General features: G+C 33.9%; 30 protein-coding genes and 2 pseudogenes. 10 read left to right on the top strand and 22 right to left on the bottom strand.

The genetic code is table 11. From position 1 onward, the window contains the following. The first annotated feature begins 87 nt into the window (after positions 1–87). The 4 genes from SYN6308_RS06905 to SYN6308_RS06890 all read left to right on the top strand — a co-directional run bounded on the left by SYN6308_RS06905 (position 88) and on the right by SYN6308_RS06890 (position 4,522). Entirely contained in the window at positions 88–1,818 is a 1,731-nt protein-coding gene (locus SYN6308_RS06905) for an HlyD family efflux transporter periplasmic adaptor subunit (protein ID WP_017293707.1), read from the top strand. Positions 1,819–1,924: 106 nt separating this feature from the next. Beyond that, entirely contained in the window at positions 1,925–2,731 is an 807-nt protein-coding gene (gene lpxC, locus SYN6308_RS06900; RefSeq protein ID WP_017293706.1) for a UDP-3-O-acyl-N-acetylglucosamine deacetylase, read from the top strand. A gap of 391 nt (positions 2,732–3,122) precedes the next feature. Continuing rightward, entirely contained in the window at positions 3,123–3,869 is a 747-nt protein-coding gene (locus SYN6308_RS06895; protein WP_017293705.1) for a phycobilisome rod-core linker polypeptide, read from the top strand. A gap of 341 nt (positions 3,870–4,210) precedes the next feature. Next, on the top strand, positions 4,211–4,522 hold the full coding sequence (locus SYN6308_RS06890) for a slr1957 family protein (protein WP_017293704.1): 312 nt from the start codon (positions 4,211–4,213) through the stop codon (positions 4,520–4,522). A 22-nt stretch (positions 4,523–4,544) separates the two neighbouring features. Here SYN6308_RS06890 and SYN6308_RS06885 read toward each other — a convergent pair whose 3' ends face one another. Further along, positions 4,545–4,850 carry a HepT-like ribonuclease domain-containing protein gene (locus tag SYN6308_RS06885; RefSeq protein WP_017293703.1) on the bottom strand — a complete coding sequence of 102 codons (306 nt, stop codon included), beginning with the start codon at positions 4,848–4,850 and terminating at the stop codon, positions 4,545–4,547. Between the two features lie 32 nt (positions 4,851–4,882). Next, positions 4,883–5,227 carry a nucleotidyltransferase family protein gene (locus SYN6308_RS06880; RefSeq protein WP_017293702.1) on the bottom strand — a complete coding sequence of 115 codons (345 nt, stop codon included), beginning with the start codon at positions 5,225–5,227 and terminating at the stop codon, positions 4,883–4,885. Positions 5,228–5,378: 151 nt separating this feature from the next. Between SYN6308_RS06880 and SYN6308_RS06875 the strand changes: the two genes are divergently transcribed. Together SYN6308_RS06875 and SYN6308_RS26070 are read left to right on the top strand one after the other, a co-directional pair. Beyond that, a complete protein-coding gene (locus tag SYN6308_RS06875) occupies positions 5,379–6,029 on the top strand; it encodes a PAP/fibrillin family protein (protein WP_017293701.1) in 651 nt (216 codons plus the stop codon). Between the two features lie 1,179 nt (positions 6,030–7,208). Next, positions 7,209–7,661: pseudogene (locus SYN6308_RS26070) on the top strand (M23 family metallopeptidase); the annotation flags it as partial. 6 nt (positions 7,662–7,667) lie between these two features. Here SYN6308_RS26070 and miaE read toward each other — a convergent pair. From miaE to gltB, 9 genes are all read right to left on the bottom strand, one after another. Next, the gene (miaE, locus tag SYN6308_RS06865) at positions 7,668–8,261 is read right to left on the bottom strand and encodes a tRNA-(ms[2]io[6]A)-hydroxylase (protein ID WP_017293699.1); all 594 of its coding nucleotides are present in this window, start codon (positions 8,259–8,261) and stop codon (positions 7,668–7,670) included. A gap of 92 nt (positions 8,262–8,353) precedes the next feature. After that, entirely contained in the window at positions 8,354–8,587 is a 234-nt protein-coding gene (locus tag SYN6308_RS06860) for a hypothetical protein (protein WP_017293698.1), read from the bottom strand. A gap of 27 nt (positions 8,588–8,614) precedes the next feature. Beyond that, positions 8,615–8,821 carry a type II toxin-antitoxin system HicB family antitoxin gene (locus SYN6308_RS25455; RefSeq protein ID WP_272943059.1) on the bottom strand — a complete coding sequence of 69 codons (207 nt, stop codon included), beginning with the start codon at positions 8,819–8,821 and terminating at the stop codon, positions 8,615–8,617. A gap of 499 nt (positions 8,822–9,320) precedes the next feature. After that, complete coding sequence (locus tag SYN6308_RS06845; RefSeq protein WP_017293695.1) at positions 9,321–10,016, bottom strand: DUF3226 domain-containing protein; 696 nt, start codon at positions 10,014–10,016, stop codon at positions 9,321–9,323. Further along, positions 10,009–11,187, bottom strand: coding sequence for an AAA family ATPase (locus SYN6308_RS06840; RefSeq protein ID WP_017293694.1), 1,179 nt, complete (start codon positions 11,185–11,187; stop codon positions 10,009–10,011). The genes SYN6308_RS06845 and SYN6308_RS06840 overlap by 8 nt, the downstream gene beginning before the upstream one ends. Positions 11,188–11,274: 87 nt before the next feature. Further along, positions 11,275–11,520, bottom strand: coding sequence for a DUF4926 domain-containing protein (locus SYN6308_RS06835; RefSeq protein WP_017293693.1), 246 nt, complete (start codon positions 11,518–11,520; stop codon positions 11,275–11,277). A 68-nt stretch (positions 11,521–11,588) separates the two neighbouring features. Continuing rightward, positions 11,589–11,861, bottom strand: coding sequence for a DUF2442 domain-containing protein (locus tag SYN6308_RS06830; RefSeq protein WP_017293692.1), 273 nt, complete (start codon positions 11,859–11,861; stop codon positions 11,589–11,591). Beyond that, a complete protein-coding gene (locus SYN6308_RS06825; RefSeq protein WP_017293691.1) occupies positions 11,845–12,078 on the bottom strand; it encodes a DUF4160 domain-containing protein in 234 nt (77 codons plus the stop codon). The genes SYN6308_RS06830 and SYN6308_RS06825 overlap by 17 nt, the downstream gene beginning before the upstream one ends. Before the next feature lie 38 nt (positions 12,079–12,116). Continuing rightward, positions 12,117–16,898, bottom strand: a complete 4,782-nt coding sequence (gltB, locus tag SYN6308_RS06820) for a glutamate synthase large subunit (RefSeq protein ID WP_017293690.1) — start codon at positions 16,896–16,898, stop codon at positions 12,117–12,119. A 498-nt stretch (positions 16,899–17,396) separates the two neighbouring features. Here gltB and SYN6308_RS23805 point away from each other — a divergent pair, with 498 nt between their 5' ends. Both SYN6308_RS23805 and SYN6308_RS21985 read left to right on the top strand, forming a co-directional pair. After that, positions 17,397–17,570, top strand: a complete 174-nt coding sequence (locus SYN6308_RS23805; RefSeq protein WP_083879529.1) for a BrnT family toxin — start codon at positions 17,397–17,399, stop codon at positions 17,568–17,570. After that, positions 17,563–17,823: a hypothetical protein gene (locus tag SYN6308_RS21985; protein WP_017293688.1), complete on the top strand. Its 261-nt coding sequence runs from the start codon at positions 17,563–17,565 to the stop codon at positions 17,821–17,823. The genes SYN6308_RS23805 and SYN6308_RS21985 overlap by 8 nt, the downstream gene beginning before the upstream one ends. A gap of 88 nt (positions 17,824–17,911) precedes the next feature. Here SYN6308_RS21985 and SYN6308_RS06800 read toward each other — a convergent pair whose 3' ends face one another. The 10 genes and pseudogenes from SYN6308_RS06800 to SYN6308_RS06750 form a co-directional block, all read right to left on the bottom strand. Then, positions 17,912–18,682, bottom strand: a complete 771-nt coding sequence (locus SYN6308_RS06800) for a hypothetical protein (protein ID WP_017293687.1) — start codon at positions 18,680–18,682, stop codon at positions 17,912–17,914. Between the two features lie 151 nt (positions 18,683–18,833). Further along, on the bottom strand, positions 18,834–19,682 hold the full coding sequence (locus tag SYN6308_RS06795; protein WP_017293686.1) for a M56 family metallopeptidase: 849 nt from the start codon (positions 19,680–19,682) through the stop codon (positions 18,834–18,836). 1 nt (position 19,683) lies between these two features. Further along, positions 19,684–20,106, bottom strand: a complete 423-nt coding sequence (locus SYN6308_RS06790) for a BlaI/MecI/CopY family transcriptional regulator (RefSeq protein ID WP_017293685.1) — start codon at positions 20,104–20,106, stop codon at positions 19,684–19,686. A 91-nt stretch (positions 20,107–20,197) separates the two neighbouring features. Next, positions 20,198–20,482, bottom strand: a pseudogene (locus SYN6308_RS25450) (type II toxin-antitoxin system VapC family toxin); the annotation flags it as partial. Between the two features lie 132 nt (positions 20,483–20,614). Next, the gene (locus tag SYN6308_RS06775; RefSeq protein WP_017293683.1) at positions 20,615–20,842 is read right to left on the bottom strand and encodes a hypothetical protein; all 228 of its coding nucleotides are present in this window, start codon (positions 20,840–20,842) and stop codon (positions 20,615–20,617) included. Between the two features lie 82 nt (positions 20,843–20,924). Beyond that, positions 20,925–21,296 (bottom strand): hypothetical protein, encoded by a 372-nt coding sequence (locus SYN6308_RS06770; protein ID WP_017293682.1) that lies wholly within the window; start codon positions 21,294–21,296, stop codon positions 20,925–20,927. 10 nt (positions 21,297–21,306) lie between these two features. Beyond that, entirely contained in the window at positions 21,307–21,804 is a 498-nt protein-coding gene (locus tag SYN6308_RS06765) for a ribonuclease toxin HepT-like protein (protein ID WP_017293681.1), read from the bottom strand. After that, positions 21,794–22,171 (bottom strand): nucleotidyltransferase family protein, encoded by a 378-nt coding sequence (locus tag SYN6308_RS06760; protein WP_017293680.1) that lies wholly within the window; start codon positions 22,169–22,171, stop codon positions 21,794–21,796. The genes SYN6308_RS06765 and SYN6308_RS06760 overlap by 11 nt, the downstream gene beginning before the upstream one ends. Positions 22,172–22,244: 73 nt before the next feature. Further along, positions 22,245–22,535 carry a YtxH domain-containing protein gene (locus tag SYN6308_RS21975; RefSeq protein ID WP_017293679.1) on the bottom strand — a complete coding sequence of 97 codons (291 nt, stop codon included), beginning with the start codon at positions 22,533–22,535 and terminating at the stop codon, positions 22,245–22,247. Between the two features lie 14 nt (positions 22,536–22,549). Next, positions 22,550–22,996 carry an acyl-CoA thioesterase gene (locus SYN6308_RS06750; RefSeq protein ID WP_017293678.1) on the bottom strand — a complete coding sequence of 149 codons (447 nt, stop codon included), beginning with the start codon at positions 22,994–22,996 and terminating at the stop codon, positions 22,550–22,552. Between the two features lie 247 nt (positions 22,997–23,243). On the opposite strand from SYN6308_RS06750, the gene SYN6308_RS06745 reads away from it, so the two are divergent. Continuing rightward, positions 23,244–24,722, top strand: coding sequence for a transglutaminase domain-containing protein (locus tag SYN6308_RS06745; RefSeq protein ID WP_017293677.1), 1,479 nt, complete (start codon positions 23,244–23,246; stop codon positions 24,720–24,722). Positions 24,723–24,770: 48 nt separating this feature from the next. Here SYN6308_RS06745 and SYN6308_RS06740 read toward each other — a convergent pair whose 3' ends face one another. Next, on the bottom strand, positions 24,771–25,367 hold the full coding sequence (locus tag SYN6308_RS06740) for a Uma2 family endonuclease (RefSeq protein ID WP_017293676.1): 597 nt from the start codon (positions 25,365–25,367) through the stop codon (positions 24,771–24,773). A gap of 176 nt (positions 25,368–25,543) precedes the next feature. Between SYN6308_RS06740 and SYN6308_RS06735 the strand changes: the two genes are divergently transcribed. Continuing rightward, complete coding sequence (locus tag SYN6308_RS06735; RefSeq protein ID WP_017293675.1) at positions 25,544–25,798, top strand: hypothetical protein; 255 nt, start codon at positions 25,544–25,546, stop codon at positions 25,796–25,798. Positions 25,799–25,822 lie beyond the last annotated feature (24 nt).

The raw sequence follows: 25,822 nt of genomic DNA, 5'->3' as shown, positions 1-25,822 counted from the left end.
AGAAGTAAATTTTAGTACACAATATGGAACTTTTCCCTCAGAAAATTGATAAGCTAGTTTCTAATCCCCTATTTATAATATTTAATTATGGTTAATAACAACGGCAAGACAGTAAATATAGACCCATTATTACAATCTCCTGAAAATTCTCTCAATGGTAATCAGAAAAATTCTGATACAGCTATTAACTTAGATATTTCTGAATTTGAAAAGGATGTCATTCTTAAACCTTCTCCTATTTGGTCAAGAACGATGATCTGGAGTATTATGGGGGTGACGGTATTTGCTATCGTTTGGGCGGCCATTGCCAAAATAGAGCAAGTTGTAACGGCTCAAGGACAACTAAAACCGAAAGCTACAGTTAAAGAAGTTCAAGCGCCATTAAATGGTGTTGTCAGAGAAGTTAATGTGGAAGATGGACAAAAAATTCAAAAAGGTGATTCATTGTTAGTTTTTGATTCGGAAGCTACAGAAGCGGAATTAGAATCTCTCCAAAAAATCAGAAATTCTTTAATACAAGAAAATAAATTTTATCGTACTCTGATTAATGCTAATATCACCCCAGAACAAATACAACGATCGATCACAGAATTAAAATTACCTGCTGAAATAGAAGCATTAGCTTTAAATCGAGCGGAATTGGTGGCAGAAAACAAACTATATCAAATACAGTTAGCCGAAGGAAATCATAACATCGGTAGCTTGAGAGCTGATGAAGCGTCTCGATTACAAGCCGCCTTTGCGGAGTTAAATTCTCGATCGAGTGCGGCTAAACTAGAAGCTGATCAAATTGAAAAACAACTGACTCAAAATCGAGTTAAATTACAGGATACTCAAAAACAATTATTGAACGATCGACGAGTACTTCAAGAAATCGAGTTTCGTAATAAACAATCCATCAAAGAAGCCGAAGAAAGTTTGCGTATTGATCAAGAAATTTTAGAGAGTATTCAACCTTTATCAGAAGAAGGTGCTTTAGCCAGTATTCAAATTGAAAGACAAAAACAACAGGTACAAGATAAAAGACGAGATTTGGTCGATCGAAAATCTAACGGTATCATTGAATTTGAAAATCAAAAACAGCAAATAGAAACCCGTTTAGCAGAAATTGAGCAACTCAAAGAAGAAGAATCTCGTTTGCGTGTCACCATTAATCAAGCGCAACAACAATTTGAAAACACCATCGCCGTTACAGAAAAAGATGTGCGCGATCGTATGGCAGTCAATAGCCAAAGAATAGCCGAATTAGACAGTCAAATCAATAAAGTGATTGTGGATAACGAAAAGCGTATTTCTGAACTTACCAGTCAAATCAGTAGCGCGAACCAAACCATTAAATATCAAGAATTAAAAGCTCCCGTATCAGGTACAGTTTTTGACTTAAAAGCTGGAAAAGGTTTCGTGCCTAAAAGTGGACAATCGGAAGCACTGTTAAAAATTGTACCCGATCCCGGTCCTGATAATCCCCTCATTGCAGAAGTTTATGTTACTAACCAAGATATAGGTTTTGTGCAAGTAGGACAAATTACCGATGTTCGTATCGATTCCTTCCCCTATAGTGAATTTGGAGACATCAAAGGAAAAGTATTTTTTGTCGGCTCAGATGCCCTCGAACCCGATCAAATTTATAACTTTTATCGTTTTCCTGTCAAAGTAGAATTAGATGCCCAAGAATTAGTCATCAGGGGTGAGCCTGTGGTTTTACAATCGGGGATGTCCATCAGTGTTAACATCAAAGTAAAAGAAAATCGTACAGTACTAAGTCTATTTACAGAACTATTCACCAAGAAAGTGGAAAGTCTCAAACAAGTAAGATAATGAATGGAGAATGAAGAATGGATAATGGATAATGGATAATGAATGAGAGAAATATTCTTAATTTTCAATTTTCAATTCTCAATTCTCAATTCTCAATTACTTACTTATGTTCACACCTTTTGAATTATCTGGTATTGGTCTTCATTCTGGCGTTAAAACTACCGTTAAAGTTTCCCCTGCTCAAAAAGGGAAAGGACGTTATTTTGTCAGGGTGGATTTACCAGATAAACCCATTATTCCAGCCTCGATCGAATCTATTGCGACTACAACTTTATCCACAGAATTGAGCAACGGGGAAGCAAAAATTAGGACAGTAGAACACTTATTAGCCAGTTTAATCGGTTGCGGTATTGAAGATGCCGAAATTTCCATCGATGGTTGTGAAGTTCCTTTGTTAGATGGTTCAGCCCAAGAGTGGGTAAATCATCTCGACTATCAATCAGAAAATCCCTTTCAAGCAGTAACCGAAACCATAGAAGAAGAAATTTGGGTAAGAAAAGGGGATGCTTTTTGTGCCGTGATACCTTCCCCTGAAATGAAGTTTAGTTGCGGTGTGGATTATCCCTATGCCGTTCTCCAAAATCAATGGTATAGTTGGTATCCTCAACGAGAAAATTTTGTAAGCTCGATCGCCCCTGCCCGTACTTTTGGCTTTGCCGATCAAATAAAACAACTCCAAGAAGCAGGATTAATCAAAGGAGGAAGCCTTGAAAATGCCCTAGTGTGTGATCATAGCGGTTGGTTAAATCCTCCCCTCAGATTTGAAAACGAAGCTGTTAGGCATAAACTCTTAGATTTTATCGGTGACTTGAGTTTATTGGGCAAAATACCACGGGCGCACTATTTAGCCTATAAAGCCAGTCATCAACTCCATACAGAATTAGCAAAAAAAATTCATAAGGTAATAAGTTGATTTCTGACATATTTTCCGTAGAAGGGTTAAATTTTACATCTCTACAATGATTTGGGCTTCTGAAAATTTAATTTAGATTCCCTGAGTTCGAGATTAAAAACCTTTTAAAATAAGGGTTATTGACTAATAACAGTTCAAATTTTAGTCAAAGAAAATAATTAAATAAAGGTAAATAATTGCCAAAAATGAATTTTACATAAGTTTAAATCAATTCTTAGTACTATCTCCTCTCTCCTATCTCCTCTCTCCTACCCTTATCTAAAATTTTATGGTTCACTCAGGTAACTGTAACAATTCTTTACGTTTTTTCAGGTAAAATGCCGTTGTGGATTATGCTAATGATTGTAGAAAAAAACATTTAAGATAATCTTAAGATACGGAGGTCTTAACATTGGCTATTCCTCTTTTAAATTACGCACCTAACTCTCAAAATACTCGTGTAGCAGGTTTTGAAGTCGGTGGAGATGAACAACCCAGAATCTATAACGCTGAAAGTCTTTATAGTGCATCTGATATGGATGTATTGATCGAAGCGGCTTATCGTCAAATCTTCTTTCATGCTTTCAAATCCGATCGTGAAATAGCCTTAGAATCTCAATTACGCAATAAACAAATTACCGTGCGTGATTTTATTCGTGGTTTATTATTATCCGAAACCTTTAAAAATAGTTTTTACGATAAAAATAGTAACTATCGCTTTGTACAGCACTGTATTCAAAAAGTATTGGGTCGTGAACCTTACAGCGAAAAAGAAAAAATCGCTTGGTCGATCGTGGTTGTAAACAAAGGAATCAAAGGCTTTGTTGATGAGTTATTAAACTCTGATGAATACTTAGAAAACTTTGGTTATGACATCGTACCTTACCAACGCCGTCGTAATTTACCTTCCCGTGAATTAGGAGAAAGACCATTTAATATTTCTTCTCCTCGTTACGATGCTTACCATCGTGCTATTCTCGGATTCCCTCAAATTATTTGGCAAAATCAAGTACGTCGTTTCGTACCCCAAGAAAAACAAGCAAAAGCAGGAGATCCTTCTCTATACCTCAGTATGGCGCGTAGTATTAATGCTAAAGGTTCACCAACCCCTCGTGTATCTGCGTTAAATATTAGTTTAGATAAAGTACCTCGTCGTTAATTTGATGGTTGACAGTTGATCAAACATTGAGGAATGAATAATTATGGAGATGTTAGGTTTTAGGTGTTAGGTTTTAGGTGTTAGGTTTTAGGTTAAATAATGAAAAATCAAGGCTTTGATGCTGTTATACTTGGTAATAAGCATAATGATATTTAGAGGAAATAAAGTTAAAAGTTTTGATTTTAATAGCTTTCTGACTTATTCAGCAAACTCTAATCCTCAATATAAGTATTTATACTCAGTAAAATTTCTTAAATATTAAATTTAATAAAGAAAATAAAACCCTTTAAAAAACATTTGATAATCTAAAAAAAGTAAGCAATCAAATCTTATAAAGGGTAATGAAACATTTTTCGGATGACTGGATTAAAGAGTGGTGTCAAGACAACGGTTGGACTGATTTGTTTGTAGAACGTTGTGACTATTGGGCATTTCCACCTCACGGGGTGATACCTTTACCCATTCCCAAGGAAACTTTAATTCAAATCAAAGCTGATAAGGGTTTTTCTCCACAGGAAAAAATTTGGCTAGGTAGTGCGATCGTATTTACTATCACAGCGATTCTCTTAACTTATCTTCTTAATTGTCCTATGCCTTTAGTTTTTGCTTTTGCTTTTTGTTCGATCGTGGTTGGTCATTTTGAAGTAGATTGAAGATATTACATATTCTGGAGATTTATTTTAGATTTTTAAGAATATCCTCAATTACTGGTTTGAGAATGGGTAAATCATTTTGTATGCTATTCCAAATAATTTTAAGATTCACTGCAAAATACTTATGAGCAATTAAGTTTCGCATTCCCTTTATACTTCTCCAAGGAATATAAGAATATTTATTTTGTATCTCTTTAGGTATTTTATTAGTAGCTTCTCCAATAATTTGGATGGCGTGAATCACGGCAAAATTAGTTTTTTCATCTTCAACAAAAGCATTGAAGCTAAATCCATTCGTAAATTTTTCGATATTATTTAAGGCTTTCAAAATATCTTCAAGATAATCTTTTAATTCTCTTTTTATAAATAAATAACTTCATTTAAAATGTGTTTTCCGATATGAGGTTTTAAACCACTTTTCATGACCAAATCTACTTTTTTCCCCAAATAATCACTGAGTAAATTTTGTAATTCACAATACTTAAATAAACCTAATTTAGCATTAGGTGTAAATTGAATCAAAATATCTATATCACTATTTTCTGTTTCTTCACCTCGTACATAAGAACCAAATAATCCTAATTCTTCTATTTCATATTTTTCCTGAATTTCCAGTTTTATCGCTTTGATTCTTTTTAATAGATGTTTTAATTGATTTTCTTTTAACTTATCTTTTGTTAAATCAGTCTCGATCGAGCTAGTCATGTTAAAATTGCCTTAGTATTCAACGTTGTTATTCCTAACCTTAATTTTACTGTGAGCGACATCATTAGACCAACTTCAATATTTTAATTTGTCGTAAATCACAAGAATACTGATAAAAATAAACTCTAAATATATAAGGTGAAATAAAATTTTGAAAAATCGTCTTCTTCTCAAAGAAACACTATTATCAGAAATCAAAACTCTGGCAGAAAACAGAAACATCAATCCCCAATATCCCATCACCGATTTAATGGTTTCTACCACCGAAAGTGGTTATCTTGAAGATATAACTCTTAACTTAGAAAGTTGTAATCCGTTTCCGAAACCTCTACTCTATGGAGTTAACTTATTAGATGGTATTTGGCAATTACATTATTCTACGGCTAGGGAAATTCGATCGTTAAATAAGTTACCTTTTGGCTTTCAGTTACAGCAAGTTTACCAAATAATTAACACTCAAAAAGCCTCGTTTTTTAATATCGCTTTTGTCAAAGATTCCACTGGATTAATCAATGGCTATGTGAAAGTAACTGCTACTTTTGAGCCGAAAATTCAGGAAAATGAAACTTTACCTGATGACATTATTAATGTCAATTTTGATCAAAGATATATTTCCATTCAAAAAATTTTTGGTATTAAAACACCAATATTAGACCCTTTTAAAACATTTAATGCCAGAAATCCTCAAGGGAGAATTCCCAGTTTAAAAATCACCTATATTGATGAATCTTTACGCATCGGGAGAGGAGGCGATGGTAGCTTATTCATTCTCTCGAAACAAAAATCTATGGTGAATAGTTAAATGTTTCTTTAAAAAAGTTTGTTGGTAAACATTAAGCATGGGCAATACTTTTTGTCATGCTTTATAAATTTTTAAGGATTCTCATTTAAGATTCATTATTTAAACTTATAAATATATAATCTTTTTTTCACCTTTAGAGAGAAAAAAGTCTTTTTAGATTCTGTTTTTATCTTTTTCTGATGGTTTATAACTCTTATTTACAAGAATAAGAGAATTAATGTATAAGAAATTTATATCATTATTCAAAAATTAGAGTGACATTTATTGATATATTGATCTAAAATTTAGTCAAAAAATAACAATCATTCAATTAATGTTCAGTAGTAGATTATCGTTTCATTCGATAGTTTGCCGTCCAATTTTAAGAGTGTGACGAGTAAAAAGGAAATTGTATTCATGAATCTAAAATTAGTATTGCCCAAATTACCTCAAACAGCCATCGTGCTTGGTTTAGGATTAGTTTTAATCCCTAATGTTGCCAAAGCTACTAATCCTGTTAATGCTACGGAAAACTTAGAACTTTCTCGCCCGACTTTATTAGTCACGAAGGCGGAAGAAGTTTCTGCTTTAGTCGAAAATGCCCAAACTGTACCTTCTCACGCTTCTATTTCTGTGGTAGAGAATGTCGATCGAAATAATTACTCCATCGCCAAAAATCAAAGGTTAACAAGTCTTTTCGAGGAAGCAAAAGACAATCCTCCTTTAGCGAACGTTAAAAGTCTGACAACAAAAAAAGTCGATTCTCCCACTTTAGTCGCCCAAAATTTCACTAATCCTCCTAGTCAATCTGCGTCTTTACCTATTGCCGTAGAGTTACCTTCTCAACCTGCTAACAATCAATACATATCTATACCCATTCAGGTAGAAACCCAACCAGCTACCACCGTTAATAATTCTATTCCTGTTAATCAATCTATTCCTATACCTGTTGTTATACCCTCCAGTGAAGTTACAACACAACAGACTGAAACTCAAATCTCGATCGAAAAAGTAGAACAACCTACCTTAATTAGTAATAATCCAAGAGAATTTAAGGTCAATTCTCAACCTTTGAACAATAGGATTATTAACCCTTCTGAATCTCCTAGAAATAATCTTAATCCTTCGGAGGATTTAGTTAGTGTAATTCCTATTGAAGTGGAATACTATAACCCCATGGTTACGCCGTCAGCAGGACAGATGGTTTCCCCAGATTTACCTGAAATAAATTCCCCTGATCCTTTTCTTCCCGAAGGCGATCGACCCTTTACTGGTTATATTTGGCCAGCCAAAGGAGTCTTTACTTCAGGTTATGGTCCACGTTGGGGTAGAATGCACCGAGGAATTGATATTGCCGCTCCTGTAGGTACTCCCATCGTTGCTGCTGCCGAAGGAGAAGTTGTTAGCGCTGGTTGGAACTCTGGCGGTTTCGGTAACTTAGTAAAAATACGTCATTTTGATGGCACTGTAACACTTTATGCTCACAATAGTAAGATTCATGTACGCCGAGGACAATTTGTTAAACAAGGGCAACATATAGCCAATATGGGAAGTACAGGCTTTAGTACGGGTCCTCATTTACACTTTGAAATCCATCCCCAAGGACAAAAGCCCATTAATCCCATTGCTTTATTACCCAAAAACAGAAACTAACTTACGTTAACTGTGTATTCTTGGTTCCGGATAAAGATTACGGAGTATGTCGCTTTCTAGTTCGGCTAACTCCTCTAGTCTTTCCTCTACAGTGGCTCGATCGAAATATTGAGTAGCTAATACCCAATAAATACCATAATGTCGAGCTTCCGAAGCCATTAAACCCCGATAAAATTTAGCCAATTCTGCTTCGGGACAATATTCCCCTAATAATCCTAGCCTTTCATGCGATCGAGCTTCAATTAAAGCCGATACTAAAAGAGAGTCTAACAATCGATCAGGCTCATGTCGTCTAATGGCATCCTTTAAAGTTGCACCATAGGGAGAAGGTTTTAACGGTGCAAGGGGAATGCTCTTTTTTTCTAACCAATAGTTAACTTGTTCAAAATGTTCTAATTCTTCTTTAGCAATACTGGTAAGTTGATAGATTAATTGTTGATGGGAAGGATAACGAAACAAAAGATTTACTGCCACTCCCGCCGCTTTTCTTTCACAATGGGAATGATCTAATAAAATCACATCTAAGTTATTTAAGGCTTGTTGTAACCACAAATCATGGGTAGGCTCACAAAGTAGTTTAATTTTTGTATTGATAGGCACAGTTTTTCGTCAGAATAAACACACATATAGCAATCCTAAATCATTTCTGTAAAAAAAATATAATAAATTTCAGAAAGTTGTTAAAAGTTCAATTAAACTGTATTCTTTATCCAATCTTTATTTTCAGCACCATCGGAGGGTAGTTGATCAAAAACATGATCAGGAATATCATTTATAATCTCATCGGCAATTTCCCAAATAGGTTTATAAGAGTTTTCTGCCAATTTTATGGTACTTTTAAATACACGAATTAAATCTAATATTTTTGCTAATTTTTGTTCTGGTATTTCTTCAATTTCTTGAAAAATTAATTGCTTATTTGTCATGGTTTTTCTTAATCAAATAAAATGAAATTAACTTAAACTTAATGTCTCTTTTTTATTACTTGGTTTAGGGATAGCTCGATCGCACTGTTTAGCTGTATTAATCCATGCTTCTACAGCATCTTTGCCCATTAAAATAGCTTCTTCTTCTGTTTCACCATCAAACATACAACCGAGTAAATAAGGAAATTCGATTAAATAACCGCCTCCATCTTCGGGAGATAACGGTTTTAAAATATAGGGATATGGTAAATTATGACTTATTTTTGACCTTATCTATTGATTCAAGTAATTTTTTAATATAAATAGGTTTAATCGGTTTATGGGCGGGAATTGTGACAATCTCTGTTAATAAAGGGTGTTAAAAAGTGACATGAGAACCACTTGCTAATCTCTTTTTAAATCCATAATAAATTGCCATACATTCAATATCTTCAATTCTCCAATCACGAGGATTATTCCTCATCTTAGCAATTAATTTATCTATTTTACCCATTAACTCATTTAACTTTATAATTTATATATTATATTATGTTCTTCGATCGTCGTCACACCGTTTAAAACATTATGATTATAGTCAACAAGGGGCTTATTTTGTCACCATTTGCATCGAATATCGACAATGTTTATGGGGTGAAATTAAACAAAATCAAATGTTCTTAAATCATTTCTCTTTTGCCGTGTTAATCCATGCCTTTATGACATGGCATCTTTACCCATTAAAATAGCTTTTATTTTACTCATTGATTTTTTCATTAAATAACAATAAAAAATCTTTTAATTCCTGTAAATTTTTATCTTCAAAATTCCAAATATCTTTTTTATTAGTCATAACGTATTCAAAATTATTCATACTGCATTTTTTACCTGCTTGTTTTCTTTCTTTATTAGAACAAGTATCATAACGAATGTAAATATTTACCCAAAATTTATCAAAGTCTTTTTGTTTGATATTTCTACCTTGATTTTCTAAGCATTTTTGCCAATCTTCAAGGCAATCTGCATGAGGTGAATCTTGAGATTTGATCGCTTTTAATACCGTTTCTAATTCTCCTTTTCCTTCAATATTCGTAAAATAACAAGCTATTTTAATCTTATTACTAGGAGTAGATGCTTCAATAAATTCATGGGTATTTTTCAATGTATTTATATCTAAAAAAACTGGATTTAAACAATTATTAATAAATTCTATTCTCTTCGCTACCGTGTAATTATCAATATCGATAATAATACCTAACTTATCAATTGGTTTTTTCACATTACGAGCTTGTAAACTTTTGATTTTTTCTATTAATATTTTTTCTGATAAACCATCTAAAGTTTCGTATTCATTAACGATAATTTCCGTTTCGATTGGTAGATTGAGATAATTAATTAAAGCATCAAAAAAAAATCGATCGTTTTTGCTTTCAACAATAAGAATATTACTCACCTCTTAACCCGACTCCTCCTTCATGCTTTAAAGAATATTGCAAAACATCTAAATCTCTTTTTATACTCACAATTTGATTCGTTTTTTCATGTCTTGCTAATTCAAAATAAGCCCCTTCATTTGGATATTCTAAACCTATATCAGCAAAGGCTTTTATCATTTCTAAACTGTGAGTTGTGGCAAAAATTTGAATATCTAATTCCACGGCTAACTTAAACAAACTACGCCAAAATTCTCTTTGATTTTGATAATGAATACCATTTTCTATTTCATCAATTAAACACACACTATTTTTAGTATTAATTAATCTTAAAATAATATCTAAAACTCGATTAAAACAATCACCAAATAGAGAAATTGGTAAAAAAGTTTCCCCTTCCCTCCTTAAATAAATATCAGCTTCTCCTATATTTAAACTTCTAATTTCTATAATAGAAGGATCAAGTTTTTGCAAAATCTTTAGTATTTCTTCTGATTTTTCATTAAGTATTGCTAAATCAAAATATTGGGCTAATTCTCTACTGGAAATTTTTGGTAATGATGACGGGGAAAAAACAGGTATTTGTTTCAAAAATTGCTCTATATATTGGCTATATTTTTGTTGATATTTTGTTCCGCCTTTATATAAAATACCTTGAGATGTTAGTTGATTAGATATTATTTCTAAATCGGAAGAATGACGTTTTATAATCGTATATTCTTTTTCTGTGTGCCAGTTATCATTTCCTGACTCTGATTTAATAGTTAACCTTGAATTACCTGTTAATTTTCCTTTGAAATTATCATTTAAAAATTTGATATTTGTATTGTTAAAATCAAACTCTGAGGTAGATAAATTTTTTACTATTACGCTATTCGTTATCGGTAAAGAATCGTGATGATCAATAAATTTTAAATAACCAGAAGTAATTTGAATTAATTGATTATTGTTTCTATTAAAAAATAAATTATCCCAATATTTATCGCTAGGAGAATCAAGATAAGATTCATTCCTTAAGTGTTTTAAAAAAAGAAAACTTTGAGGAATAGGTAATATGCAACAATATACTGCTTCTAATAACGCAGTTTTTCCAGAATTATTTTTTCCTCCAATTAAGTTTAATCTTTGAAAACCTTGTACTTTTGTATCTGAAAAACAACGAAAATTTTTGATATGAATATCATACAACATATTATTGATTAGTTTTTTAGTATAAGTTAAAACAAATAGAGTTGGCGAATTCCACCATCAAATTATACATTAATAAATACTTTAATATTAGGATACTAATAGTTCGATCGACTCATAAATTAAAGGAATTAAATTTTCTTTTCTTACCGTTTCCATGGCATAAGTAACACCATTTCGATCGACAAAATCAATTAAAAAAGCCTCTTGATTAAAATCCATTAAAACTGTTCCTACTTGCCCTCGACGTAATAAAATTTTCTTCAAAGTTTCTTTATGAGTTACTTCAGTATCTTCATTTAAAACCACTAAATTATATTCTTTAATTTGATTCATTATTTTTACCTCATGGAATTTTTATTAAATGGATATTTATATAAATATGAAAACAAAATAAAACTAAATTACCTCCTTAAAGTAATATTTGCTTCATAATCAGGGGCAGTTGCACCTCGTAATAATCCTTCTACACTTATATCTTCATCAATTTCTTCCCAATGAATACCATAGCCACCACCACAAATTTGCCATTTTTGTAATTGTTCTTGATTTGCATTAAATAAGCGAGGATACCATGCTAAAGGAGCTTTTATCGTACGCCCATCCATAATTTCTACCGCTAAATTATCATCTTCAATGATTACATTTTTGACTCTTATATCAGCTAAAATACTCATTCCATGCCTCCAAAAAATTTGTTTGATTTGATTCTACAATAGACTGAATTTTTCTCAATTCTTTTCCAGAAAAACCAATATTTCTAGCTAAAAAAATTGGAGATAACCAAAATTTTGCCGATAAATTATCTTTGTCTACATGAATATGGGGAGGCTCATTTGGTTCATGACTATAAAAATAAAAACGATAACCTTTATATCTTAAAACAGTTGGCATTTCTCCGTAGGGTGGGCATTGCCCACCACAAAATTAAATTACACCGTTGTTAACTCTTTTTGAGCTTTAACTTCAGGGTTTTCCGCTTCCGAAGGAGGAACAACTTGCCAGAATTTCGGTACATAATTAGCCCAATTATCTAAGATTAATTGACCTTTTTTACTACCTGTTTTTGCCACATGATTGGTGATTAATTCTTTTAATTGTGCCTCACCTTCGGGGGTACAAATACGCTGAATTTTGACGATTTCAGGGTTAACTTTTGCCTCAAAATTGCCCTCCTCATCTAAGAAGTAGCCTAAGCCTCCTGTCATACCTGCACCCACGTTACGCCCAACATTTCCTAATACGACAATTAAGCCTCCTGTCATATATTCGCAACAGTGATCTCCTGCACCCTCAATTACTGCTGTTGCTTTCGAGTTACGCACCCCAAAACGCTCTCCTGCTCGTCCATTAGCGTATAATTCACCACCAGTAGCACCGTATAAGCAGGTATTGCCTAAAATGACGTTATCAGAAGCCTCAAAAGTTGACTCAGTAGGAGGTACAATAACGATCGAACCTCCATTGATGCCTTTCCCAACGTAGTCGTTAGCTTCTCCTTCGAGATGAAGATTCATGCCTTGAAGGTTGAAAGCCCCAAAACTCTGTCCTGCAATGCCTTTAAAGTTGAGGTTGAGTTGTCCATTAAAGCCATAATCGCCGTATTGTTTAGCGATGACTCCTGCAATTCTTGCCCCGACCGATCGATCGGTATTGATAATGTTGATCTCTTTGGTTACAATATCCTGATGGTGGATAGCATCGGTAATAGCAGTATCAGCGAGGATTTCATTATCTAAAACGTTGCCGTTAGTGTGAGCTTCTCCATGATTCAACCAATCACGGTTAGTTGTCACGTCAGGAAGGTTGGTTAAACAGTCTAAAACAAGGGCTTTGGTTTTGGCAAGTTTTGCATCGTCACGGTAGGTTAACAAGTCACCACGCCCGATAATCTCATCTAAGCTACGATAACCTAGTTTAGCAAGGATCGATCGAACCTCCTCCGCTACAAAGTAGAAGAAATTAACCACATCCGCAGGTACACCTGAGAAACGTTGACGTAATCGCTCTTGTTGAGTGGCAACCCCTACAGGGCATTGATTGGTGTGGCAAACACGAGCCATAATACAGCCTTCTGCAATCATGGCAATGCTACCGAAGCCATATTCTTCAGCGCCCATTAACGCCGCCATGACAATATCCCAACCCGTTTTTAAACCACCGTCAGCACGGAGTAAAACTCGATCGCGCAGTTGATTTTCTAGTAAAGTGCGATGTACTTCCGTAACTCCCAATTCCCAAGGGCAACCTGCGTGTTTAATGGAGCTTAACGGTGATGCACCTGTACCACCATCATGACCAGAAATTTGAATGACATCAGCATTCGCTTTGGCTACCCCTGCGGCGATCGTACCGATACCCACTTCCGACACTAATTTAACGGATACCTTAGCACTAGGGTTAATCTGGTGTAAGTCGTGGATTAATTGGGCTAAATCCTCAATAGAATAGATGTCGTGGTGAGGAGGAGGAGAAATGAGGGTAACACCGGGTTTTGAACGGCGTAGCATAGCGATATATTCACTAACTTTTTTACCGGGTAACTGTCCACCTTCACCGGGTTTCGCCCCTTGTGCCATCTTGATTTCCAGTTGTTCACCGCTCATTAAATACTCAGGAGTGACACCAAAACGACCAGAAGCAATCTGTTTGATAGCAGAGGTAGCTCGATCGCCTTTTTCTAATCCTTTGAGGTGAGGGAATAAAGGATGTTTGCCGTGTTCATCTACTTCATCAATGATATTATAACGGTTCGGGTCTTCTCCTCCTTCCCCAGAGTTGGATTTTCCGCCGATACGATTCATGGCAATAGCGAGGGTTTCGTGGGCTTCTTGGCTTAATGCTCCTAAAGACATCCCCCCTGTACAAAAGCGTTTAACAATGCTCTCTACGGACTCCACATCATCGATCGAGATAGCCGATCGATCGCTCTTAAATTCCAGTAAATCCCTTAATGCGGTAAGAGGACGATCTTGTAAATAGTTGCGATACCATTCATAATGATCATAACCTTCCTCAGTACCATAAGCGGATACGGCTTTATGTAAGGCTTTTGCCATTTCAGGGGAGTTCATGTGATATTCTCCACCCTTTTTATAGTTGACATAGCCATAATTTTCTAATTTTTTGCCTTGTAATTCAGGGAAGGCTTTTTGATGAAAACTGATGATTTCGTTAGCTACTTCTTGAAGGTTTAAACCACCGACACGGCTAGTTGTGCCTTTGAATGCCATTTCCATGACATCTACACCCAAGCCGATACATTCAAAAATCTGCGCCCCGTGATAGGAAGCCAACAGAGAAATACCCATTTTCGACAAGATTTTGAGTAATCCAGCTTCGACGGATTTACGATAGTTATTTAAGGCTTGTATCTCAGAAATTCGATCGATTTTCTCATTTTCCATCAATTTTTGAGTTTTTTCGTCATGCCACCAAGCAGATACGGTTTGTAAGGTAAGGTAGGGGCAAACGGCGGAAGCACCAAAACCAATGAGACAAGCGTAATGATGAGTACTCCAACATTGAGCAGTATCAGCAATTAAGGAGGTTTTGAGTCTCAATCCTTCTTTAATTAGGTGTTGATGCACTGCACCCATAGCCAATAAGGGAGGAATATAAGCAGTTTCAGCGTTGATTGATCCCCCTAAATCCCCCTTAGTAAGGGGGACTTTTCCCTCATTTCCCCCCTTGGTAAGGGGGACTTCTTCTGTATTGTTCCCCCCTTTTGTAAGGGGGGCTAGGGGGGATCGATCTCCTTGTGAAGGGAAGTTAGGGGGGGTGCGATCGCTTAAAATAATGATTTGATGCCCTTCTTTGACTGCTTGGGTGGCTTCATTACATAATCTTTCTAAGGCTAATTTTAAGCCATCAGGTCCAGATTCGATCGAAAAGAGGGTGGACAATTCAATGGTGGCAAAGTCAGATTTTTTGATAAAATCTAAGTCAGCTTCAGACAACACGGGAGAATCGATTAAGAGGGTATGAGCGTTTTTCGGCTCAATGTGCAGTAAATTACCTCTTTCACCTAAGTGCATCTGTAACGACATTACCAGACTTTCCCGTAAAGGATCAATAGGAGGGTTGGTAACTTGGGCAAAACGTTGCTTAAAGTAATCATACAATAAACGAGGTTTATCCGATAACACAGCTAAAGGAATATCATCCCCCATACAGAATGTAGGCTCTTTACCGTCTTTTGCCATGGCAGTAATAACCATCTCCACATCTTCGAGGGTATAACCGAAGGCTGTCTGTTGTTGCACTAAGTTAGTGTCTGACAGGCTAGAAGCCTGTTTTACATTTCTCCCCTCTCCTGTGGGAGAGGGGCTGGGGGTGAGGGGAATATGTAAGCGATATTCTTGTAACCATTGCCCGTAGGGTTTTTGGGAGGCGATTTCTTGTTTAATTTCCCAGTTTTTGAGGATTTTATTATGTTCTAAGTCCACCACAATCATCTGACCGGGACCTAATTTGCCTTTTTCGATGATTTCTGATTCGTCTAAGTCAACCACCCCAGTTTCTGATCCTACTACCACATAGCCATCTTTGGTGATAGCATACCGCGCTGGACGTAAACCATTTCGATCGAGACAAGCGCCCACAGTTTTACCTTCACTAAAAGCGAGTAAAGCAGGACCATCCCAAGGTTCTTTTAATCCGCTATAGTAGTTATAAAAGTCGATAATTTCGGGATATTTTTCTAACTCTGGTTGATTTTTATAGGCTTCAGGTACGAGAATCATCAGGGCTTCGGGAATACTGCGTCCTGTACGCACTAATAGTTCCAAAGAACTGTCTAGGTTGTAGGAGTCACTATTATTCATGTTGACGATGGGAGTAACTCCGTCAAATTCTTCTTGACTCCAACCGGGTAATTCTAAATTTGCTTCCCTTACCGTCATCCAGTTAATATTGCCGATGAGGGTGTTAATTTCCCCATTATGTCCTAAAACCCGCATGGGTTGAGCGAAAGGCCATTTTGGTACGGTGTTAGTACTAAAACGACGATGATACACCGCAAAACGGCTCTCATAGGCGGGGTTTTGTAAATCTAGGTAGAATTTTTCTAATACGTCTCCTTGTACTAATCCTTTATAGACGATCGTACGACAGGAGAAAGAACAAATATAGAAGTCATCGCTTAATTTTTTGCCTACTCTCGAACGTGCTACATATAATCTTCGATCGAGTTCATCTCCTTTGTAGTGAGTATCTCCAGAGGTAACAATAATTTGTTCGATGCGGGGTTGATTTTCTTTGGCTTGTTGCCCTAATACATCAGAATTTACAGGTACAGTACGCCAACCAAGAGTTTTAAGACTCTCTACCGCCACCATTTCTTCTACATACTTGCGCCCTTCTTGGGCTTCCTTTTCATCTTGGGGTAAAAATACCATACCAACCCCCCATTCTTGGGCTGGGGGCATCTCAATATTATTGTCTGCAAACCATGTTTTAAAGATTTCTACAGGGATACCAGTCATAATACCCGAACCGTCACCCGTTTCTCTGTCTGCCCCACATCCGCCTCTGTGTTCCATACAGTGTAAGGCTTTCAGTGCTTGTTTCACCAATTTATGGGATTGACGATTATCTTGATAGGCGATAAAACCGACACCACAAGCGTCTCTTTCTTCCACTAACCAAGGTTGCCCTTGAAATGGTTGTAACTCACTATTAATAGAATTTATCATTATATCTTGACCTTGCATACTTAGATTCGTTATATTACTACCTATTGGTTATCAAGACTTAGTAACATTCATATACACTAGCTTTACTTTGTCTATAACCTTCGATCGTTATTCTTTCCATTATAAAGAATTGTTAAGTATTTTTTAAGATTCTCAATAATTATTTTTTGGGTGGCAATTAAAATATAGCAATTCTCATATTTATGAGGTACAGAGAAAAACTCAAACCGATTAATATTAAGAAATAGGTGTACCTCACTCCTCACTATTTAGATAAACGCTATAATTCAATTAGGTAATAAAATAGCTTAAAATCCTGAAAATTTAATTAATATCTCTGGGGAAAGACAAATTTTTGAAGAAAATATAAACATAAAAGAACAAATAATTAAAGTTAGAGTTGTCATTAATCCTAAAGGTAATCTTCGCTCAATTCACATTAGATATTAACTATTAAATATGAAAATTTTATTTCATTTCGATCGAGAAGAAGAAATTTTCTGATATTATAAAGACATCAAATTAGTTAATATTTATGGTGAAGATAGATGGCAAGTATTGGGCGAAGTTTATGGTATTGTCTTATTTGTCACTTATACTATATTAGAAAATGATACTATTAGATTAATTTCCGCCAGAAAAGCAACTAAACAAGAAAGAAAAATTTGGGAGGACTACTATTATGAATAATAATACAACAAATTATATTCCTAGTCAAGAAGAATTAACAAGAATTAAAAATATCAAAGATGAAGATATTGATTTATCTGAAGCTCCTGAAACTGATGCAGAATGTTGGCAAAATGCCCAGAAATTTAGTAAAAAAACTGAACAAAATTTAGTTCTGTTAGACGCAGATATTGCTCAAATTTTTCCTGATAATAAGTCTGTTAATGATGCTCTAAGATTGTTAATTAATGTAGCTCGATCGAGCGTAAAATAGCTAAAGTATTTATGATAAAATAGATTTTTTATTGCACGTTATAAATTACCAATTAATCATTCCTTATTCCTTATTCCTCATTAAATTTTTAGCCGTCGTTGTGAACTCTTTGAGTAATCATCTTTAAACCATCTGAGCGAATCAAGATTACGGAATACCAATGATCTTCAGAAGTTACTGGCATTTTTACTCGTTTAAAAATTCCCCCTGCGGATAAAGAATCTAGCTCAAAAGTGGAGGGATTCAGGTACAATTCGGGGTTAATTTTATCTTCTAAAGCCGCACCTAAAATTAAATCAGAACCTATAGGTTCTTGTAATATTACATCAAAGTCAAATTCTTGTCCGGGTCGTACTTTTTCTGGTAAATTAATCGTTACGTTGGGGGGATTTTCTCCTGAAGTTACCTCTGTTTTTTCGGTTAAAATTTTCTGTTTAATTAATTGATTATTGATGAAATATTGTTCGGATTTAATTTGGGAATTAAGGATTAATTTTTTACCACTAATATCATAAGTGCCTTGTATATTAGTGATGGTGGTTGCGATTAATTGATCTCCTTCTCTTTTCCACGATTCGATCGAGGTGGTATATTTTAAATCATCATATTTTTCCCATGTTTTTTTGAGAGAAGAAATATAACTATTATAATCTAGTCCATCTTGATTAGTAAATTGGGGGGAAATATTGGCTTCAATTAAGGTTAAATCCTGATTATTTGCTCCTAAATCAATTTTAGTAACAATGTCTAAAAGTTCTCTCGGAATATTATTTGATTGAGCGGAAACAGGATTAAATTTAGTAAGAGAAAAAGATAAACTTAATATTACTAACAAGAAAAATGTGAGATTTTTTTTCATAATAAATCAATAAAATTTGAGAAAGGTATATTGTGATTAAGAATTTTATGTTTGACAGGTTCGATCGAGCAGCGCCACTTTGTGATCAAGTTTCTATGGTAACAAAATTATATCTAAGTTAGATATAAAATTTATTTATGAAAGTCAATTATTAACAAGGGTTATGAAATGGGAAAAAAATCCAAGGAATAAAGACTAAAAATAACCAGATTACTTGCCCCCAATTAAAGTTACTAGATTCATCTGATTCTGTGAGTAAATTATCGATTCTTTCTTCTAAACGGCAATTAGTAAAAGGACATTCCCAATTAAACTTAAGGGGTTTTTCTTGCTCGATCGAGGCATTTGTAACGGTTAATAATGCTTCTGCTATCAATAAAAAATCTACAGTTTTAGAAGCAATTTTATCAGCTCTTAATTCTCTTAAAAGTAGTAAATTATTCCACAAATTTTGATTATTAGGAAGCCAAAATGTTAGTCTTTCTAAGTATGATAACCAAAAGAAAAAGAAAGGATCTCTATTGATTTTATGGGCGGTTTCGTGGGCAATTACTGCGTTTAAATGCTCAGGAGATAATAGTTGAATTAACCCTTGACTGAGGACTAATTGAGAGTCCCAAAAACCTACTTGAGCGGCGTAAGGAAAGGAAGTATCGATAATTTTAATATCTTCACCGTTGATATTTGCTAAGGGATATTCTTGAATTAATAAGGATAATTGATGAAGATTCCAGATCGTTTTTATTAAGGTAAAAATAGCAAAAATAACAAAACCTTCTGCTAAATAATAACTAAATTTACTGGCTTTTATGCCCCACATTTCCCCATGATAACCCATTAAAAAAACCGCTAAACAAGTCATTAATAATAAGAGGGGAGGAAAGGTAAATAAAAATAGTGATAAACCCCATTTTTTTTGATATTTTACTTGTTTTAGGGTACTGATCGATCGAACAGTATAAGCAATAAATAAAGCTGTAAAAATTAGGATAAAGTGCATTTTATTGATCTTCTCCTCTTTGTTGACGAATTTGAGTTAATCGATCGGCGATCGCCTGTATTTGTTCTACACTAGCGGTATCAAGACTATCAGCAAAAGAAGCCACCACATCAGGATTACTAATAGCTAAAAAATTGTTTAATTGTTCGTAGGATTTAACCGCCTTAGCTTGTGCTTTAGAAATGAGAGGAGTCCAATAAAAACAACGACTTTTCTTAACATATTTTAACCAACCTTTTTTTGTCAATCTTTGTAAAACTGTCATGACAGAAGCGTAGGCTAATTCCCGTTCTGGGTCTGCTAAAATTCTCTCATGAATATCCTTAGCACTAGCTGATCCTAAATCCCAAATAATCTCTAAAACTTCTTCTTCTAGGAAGCCTAATGATAACTTTTCTGGTCGATATTTTGGTAAAAAAGACATTTATCTTAATATATGGAAAATCAAATTTATTATCCTAATTCTACCATGATTAATTAAGGTTTACTGAATCAATCAGTTGTTATTTTTTCACCTATGTTAATAAATGAATAAAACCAGCTTGAGAAAAATGTTTATCAGCCGTAAAGGCTTCGGTTATTCCCTCCTGTTTCATAATCACAAAACTGATACAATCTGTTAAACCCCAATCTTTATCAATTCTCGATCGATATAATTCTAATCCTTCAGTAAATAAATTATTACTTAAACTGATTATTGTGATAGATTTCAGCTTAGATAAATTACTAATAAAATTAACAGTATTTTGTCTAATAAGAGGAGAAGATAAAGCATCAGCTACTTCTAATAAAACGAAATTACTGGTAACAAATAGATAATTTTGTTGAAGTAATTATAAACGTAATTGACTTGCTTTTTTATGCCAACTATCATCAACATTTAGTAAAGCAATCCAAGCGGAAGTGTCAATAAAAACTTGATTCATTAAAAATTAATTTCCTCGTTTTGGTGTTCCATAAAGATAATGATCATGTTGTTCTGCAAGATCGGTAATTCCTGTACTAACCTGACATTTTTCTAATAAATCTCCCAACTCATCATTGTTATTTTTATTGTTAACTTCTCTTTGACTACGACTTTTAATAACTTGATAAAATTCTTGTAAATCTTCTTCTGATAAATAATCTAATTCCTGTTTAATTAACTCTTTAATACTCATTGTTTTAACTTTCCTTTTATATTAGTGAATAATTTATTTTTTTATTTTCTAAATTTTTGTGGGCAGTGCATCGCCCTACAGTCTAATTATTATCGGTTTGCCATGTTTTAATACCTGCTTTCACCCCTGCCCAAAAACCACGACTTTTAATCTGTACAGTTTCAACTTGTTTTTTTGCAGTGACTAAAGTTCGATCGATCTGTTTGACTGCCCCAGAAGCACTTTTAACTCCTTCCTTCATTTCTCCACTCAATTCTGTTAACTCTAAATTTGTATTTCTGATAGCATCTAAAGTGTTGGGAAATTCTCGATTTAAAGTATCAAACAGTTTTTCTGCACTACGAGCCGCCCGACTCAATTCTTGCACTACGGGAATCAAGGTGATTAAGACAGCGGTTAAACTAACGGATACTAAACAAAGGGAAAACCCTAGCCAAAAAAAAGGTTCAGTCATGATGCAGAAATTATGATGATTGTTCGTCAGAGGCACACTGCAATAAGAAAATATTATAGTATTCTAATTCCTGATTAATCAAAAAAACTAATTTTTCGTACATGGTTTTTAAATAATCCAATCGATACCAGTCATATTCAAATTCATAGTAGTATCTTTTAAAGTGCCGAAATCTTCTTAATTCGTCTAATAATAAATAGGATTCACGGGATAAAACCGCTTTTCTAATACCGGGTATATCAAGACGCATTTTTCTTAATAATTCTTTGTGCCATTCCTCTGAATCTAAATGATTTTCAAATTTTCTGGAGATACGAAATAAAATTGTCTCAATACAAGTATAAGTATTGCAGAGAATTTCTGCCAACAAAACCGCATCCCTTAAATCTCGTTTCGATTCATCGGCAAAAGTTTCTTGATAGGAAAGATATAACTCATTAATGTTTTGTAAAACCATTTGAGAATCTTTAATTTCGCTGACTAATACTAATAAATCATCATTTTCCATAGACTATTTTCCCTTTTCGTAGCAAAATTTTTTGAAATGAACCATCGACATTTTCCCAACGTATCAAATCTAAAGAAAAATTGGTCATATCTTCTGCCTCTTTTAATAATCTCATAAATTCGATCGAATTAATTCCTTCTACGGCGATGTCAATATCGGAAGCCTCCGAAAAGTGCTTAGATTCTAACACTGAGCCCCATTGAATAATTCTCTTTGGGGTATATTTATTTATAATCATCATGATAATATATTCTGCGTCCTGTTGGGCTTGTTGCCACAATGCTAAACGTTTGCTTTTGAGATTCTCTTGTTTCTTCTTAAGGTATAGTCTAGCACTAGCATAATCAAATAAATCTGTTTGTGTCATATTTTTTTTACAAATAAATTTAGTGAAATTTCACGCTCATGTCGCAAAGATACAAAGACGCAAAGTTTTATTATTATTCTTTATAGTTTTGACTCGCTTCTACTCCAGCAGTGATAGCATTTTTTAGACGATTAAGGGTATTATCCCATTTTTGCAGGGCTGATTGAGAAAGTCGATCGCTATTAAGTTGTAAATTAGATGAAATATCTTGAGCCATTTCGGGTAAAGCCTGAGCGGTTTTACTGACTATTTTACGGTTTTCTTGTCCATTGCGAGGACTAAATAAGAGGGTGGCGATCGTAGCGATCGAACTTCCAACCACAATACCCAGTAAAAAGGCGTTATTTTTTTCTTCTTGACTCATATTTTGCTCTATTTCTATAATTTGACAAGGGCATCTTTTAATAATGGCGGTAAGCTACGCATGATTTTACCTTTCTCTCGATCGATTCCCACTAAAGTCACTCTACCACTAACATAAATTAAAGAAGCATTAGAGCCTGTAATTTCATAATCCCAATGGATTCTTACCCCTTGCACTTCATTCATGCGAGTTTTCACAATACCATGATCTCCCATTCTCATAGATTGATGATACCTTAAATTAATCTCAATCACAGGCAAATCACAGCCTAGACTAACTAAATCAGTATAATCGATGCCGATCGATCGTAAGCATTCAATTCGAGCCGATTCCATCCATGTTAAATAAGTACCATGCCAAACAATTCCTGCATAATCGGTATGGTGAGGATGAGCAATCACAGGATACTCGAACCATTTTTCTGTCGTAGCTCGAAAACTATTATCTAATTCAATCTCCATGGTAGGAGATAATTGAGGTTGAGATGCGTGAGACAAGGTACTCTCCTCCCAATGTAATGTCCATGATCAATTATTGATGATTAATTATCAACTGTCAAGAATAATTTATTGTGAATTGACATACTTTGAGAGTAATTATACAACTTTGCGTCCTTGAATCTTTGCTTCTTTGGGACAGGAGCGTGAAATTCTACTATAATTATGAAATTAAACCTGATATGAAAGATAGGATTTAATTATTAAATTTATGACTACAGAAAGAGAATATCGGGAAAGGCAAAAACGAACAAAAAAAAGATACAAGCCTAAAAAGAAAACCAATAATATTCTGTCCATTTTATGGATATTAATTGTTTTTTCTTCTGTGGTATTAACCATTAAAAATCAACCTAAATATTTTAGTTTAAATGATAAAAAACAATTAACATGGCAAAATATATTAAATTCTTTTTCTAATAATTCTTTGAGAATTTTAACTCAAGAATTTATTACAAAAATTGATGAGCCTATTGTTATTAATAATCCTGTTAATTTACAAAACAAAAAATTTACAGCTATTGATAGCAAAGCAAGAAGTATTCAATATACGGGAAATTCTGTTAAGGAATTAGCTAATATTTTATCGAGCTATGCCACTACAGATGAAGAAAAAGCTCGAATTATTTATACATGGATTACCCATAATATTAGTTATGATGTGGTTGCTTTACAAAATTTGTTCGATCGAAATATTTACCCTGATGTTAAAGTAGAAACTGTCTTAAATACTCGATCGACCATTTGTTCAGGTTATGCTAATTTATATCAACAATTAGCTCAATATATGGGATTAAAATCAGTAATTGTGATTGGATATGCCAAAGGAATTGATTATGCAGTGGGAGAAGATAATCAAGTAAATCATGCTTGGAATGCGGTTAAAATTGATGATGATTGGTATTTAATTGATACAACTTGGGGAAGCGGTACAGTTAATGATAATGTTTTTAAAGCTAAATTTAATCCCTATTATTTCGCAACAAATCCTAAAGAATTTATTTATAGTCATTTCCCCGAAAATTCTCAATGGCAATTATTAAATACACCTTATTCTCGTGAACAATTTGATATTTTTGCCGATATTTCTCCTACTTTATTTCAATACGATATAAAATTAATTAGCCATAAAAACTTACAAATTGATACTGATAATCGTGTTAATATTACCCTCAAAGCACCTAAAAATGTGGTAGCGATCGCGCAACTAAAATCAGCAGAAAAACCATTACCCGAAAACTATACCTTAGTGCAAAAACAAGGAGAAAATATCATTGTTAATGCCAGTTTTCCAGAAGAAGGAAACTATCAATTAGATATATTTGCTAAACCAAAAGATGATAGTAATAAATATCCTTTAATCGTTACCTATGATATTTCTGCTAAAGGTAAAAGTAGTCAATTTCCCAAAACTTTTCAACATTTTATTGATAATAATGGCTACATAGAATCACCTTTAACAGCTAAACTTACTCCTAATCAAAATACTTATTTTAAACTCAGAGTTGACTCAGCAATAGAGGTAAAAGTAGTAAATAAATCGACTAATCAATGGCATGATTTAACCCGTTATGGTAACGTTTTTACGGGTAATATTAATGTTGGTAATGGAGAGATTATTGTATATGCTAAATTTCCTAATGATAATCGTTATTGGGCATTATTAGAATATAGTAATAATCAGAATTAAATTTTTTTCAAGAGTTCGATCGCACTCGCACCACTTCGTGATCGAACTTTATTCAGCAATATTAAAAATAACTCTTTGATATAAATTTTCGAGGCTAATTTCTAAGGGTAAAGATTCTAATTTTAATACGGTTTCTTTGCCTAAATAATCACTTAAAACCCATTTTCCCTCTTGATTTTTGGCAAATTGTTTGACATAATATTGATACTGATCAATTAAGATATATTCTTGTAAATCTGAGATCGATCGATAAGCGTCAAATTTATCAGTTTGATCATAATTTTGTGTGGATTTAGATAACACTTCCACAATTAACAAAGGATTTTTGACGGAAGTTGTACCTTTACCTTGATATATGGGTTTTCCCTTTACTACCATCACATCAGGATAAGTATAACGGTTATATTGTTCAATAAATAACCGCACATCACTGATATACACTTGATAATCTTCTGCACTAAGTTGGGTGAATAAAAATGAAGCAATAGTTAAAGCTAAAGTATTGTGATTAGTTGTACCCCCCGTCATGGTGATAATTTCTCCATCATGATATTCGTGTTTTTCTTCGGCTATTTCTTCTAAGGCAAGATATTCGTCAACGCTGTAATGTTTTTGTTCTGTTTTAGGCTCGATCGAACTTACCATAATATTTTCCCTCAATTTAAGATTCTATTTACTTATCAGGGTGGTTTGCTTAAATTATGCACTCTTAATCAAATTGTATAACTAAAATACTTTCTGAGCTTACGAATTTTGAATAAATCGTTATCTATTGTTGTGATAGAATAACTCTAGTTACTTCAATAATATGGAGAAAAACCTTGATTAGAGCCGTTAAACAAAAAGGAATTGTGGGAAAACAAGGAAAAATAGAGCTTTCTTCTACTGGAATTGATGAAGGTACAGAGGTTGAAATCATTATACTTGCCCCTTCATCCGAAGTTGATACTACAAAATATTTATTTTCTACAGAAGCTAACAAACAAGAATTATTAGAGGCAATAGAAAGAGTCGAAAAGGAAGATAATGTCATTCCGATTACTCCTGATGAATGGCATGAGAAATATAGTAGTTGAGTTCATTAATTACATATTTTATTT

Origin of the sequence: Geminocystis herdmanii PCC 6308 (assembly GCF_000332235.1) — a bacterium.
Taxonomy (GTDB): Bacteria; Cyanobacteriota; Cyanobacteriia; order Cyanobacteriales; family Cyanobacteriaceae; genus Geminocystis; species Geminocystis herdmanii.
Note: the sequence above shows the minus strand (reverse complement) of the source record. Positions and strands in the feature narration are given on the sequence as shown.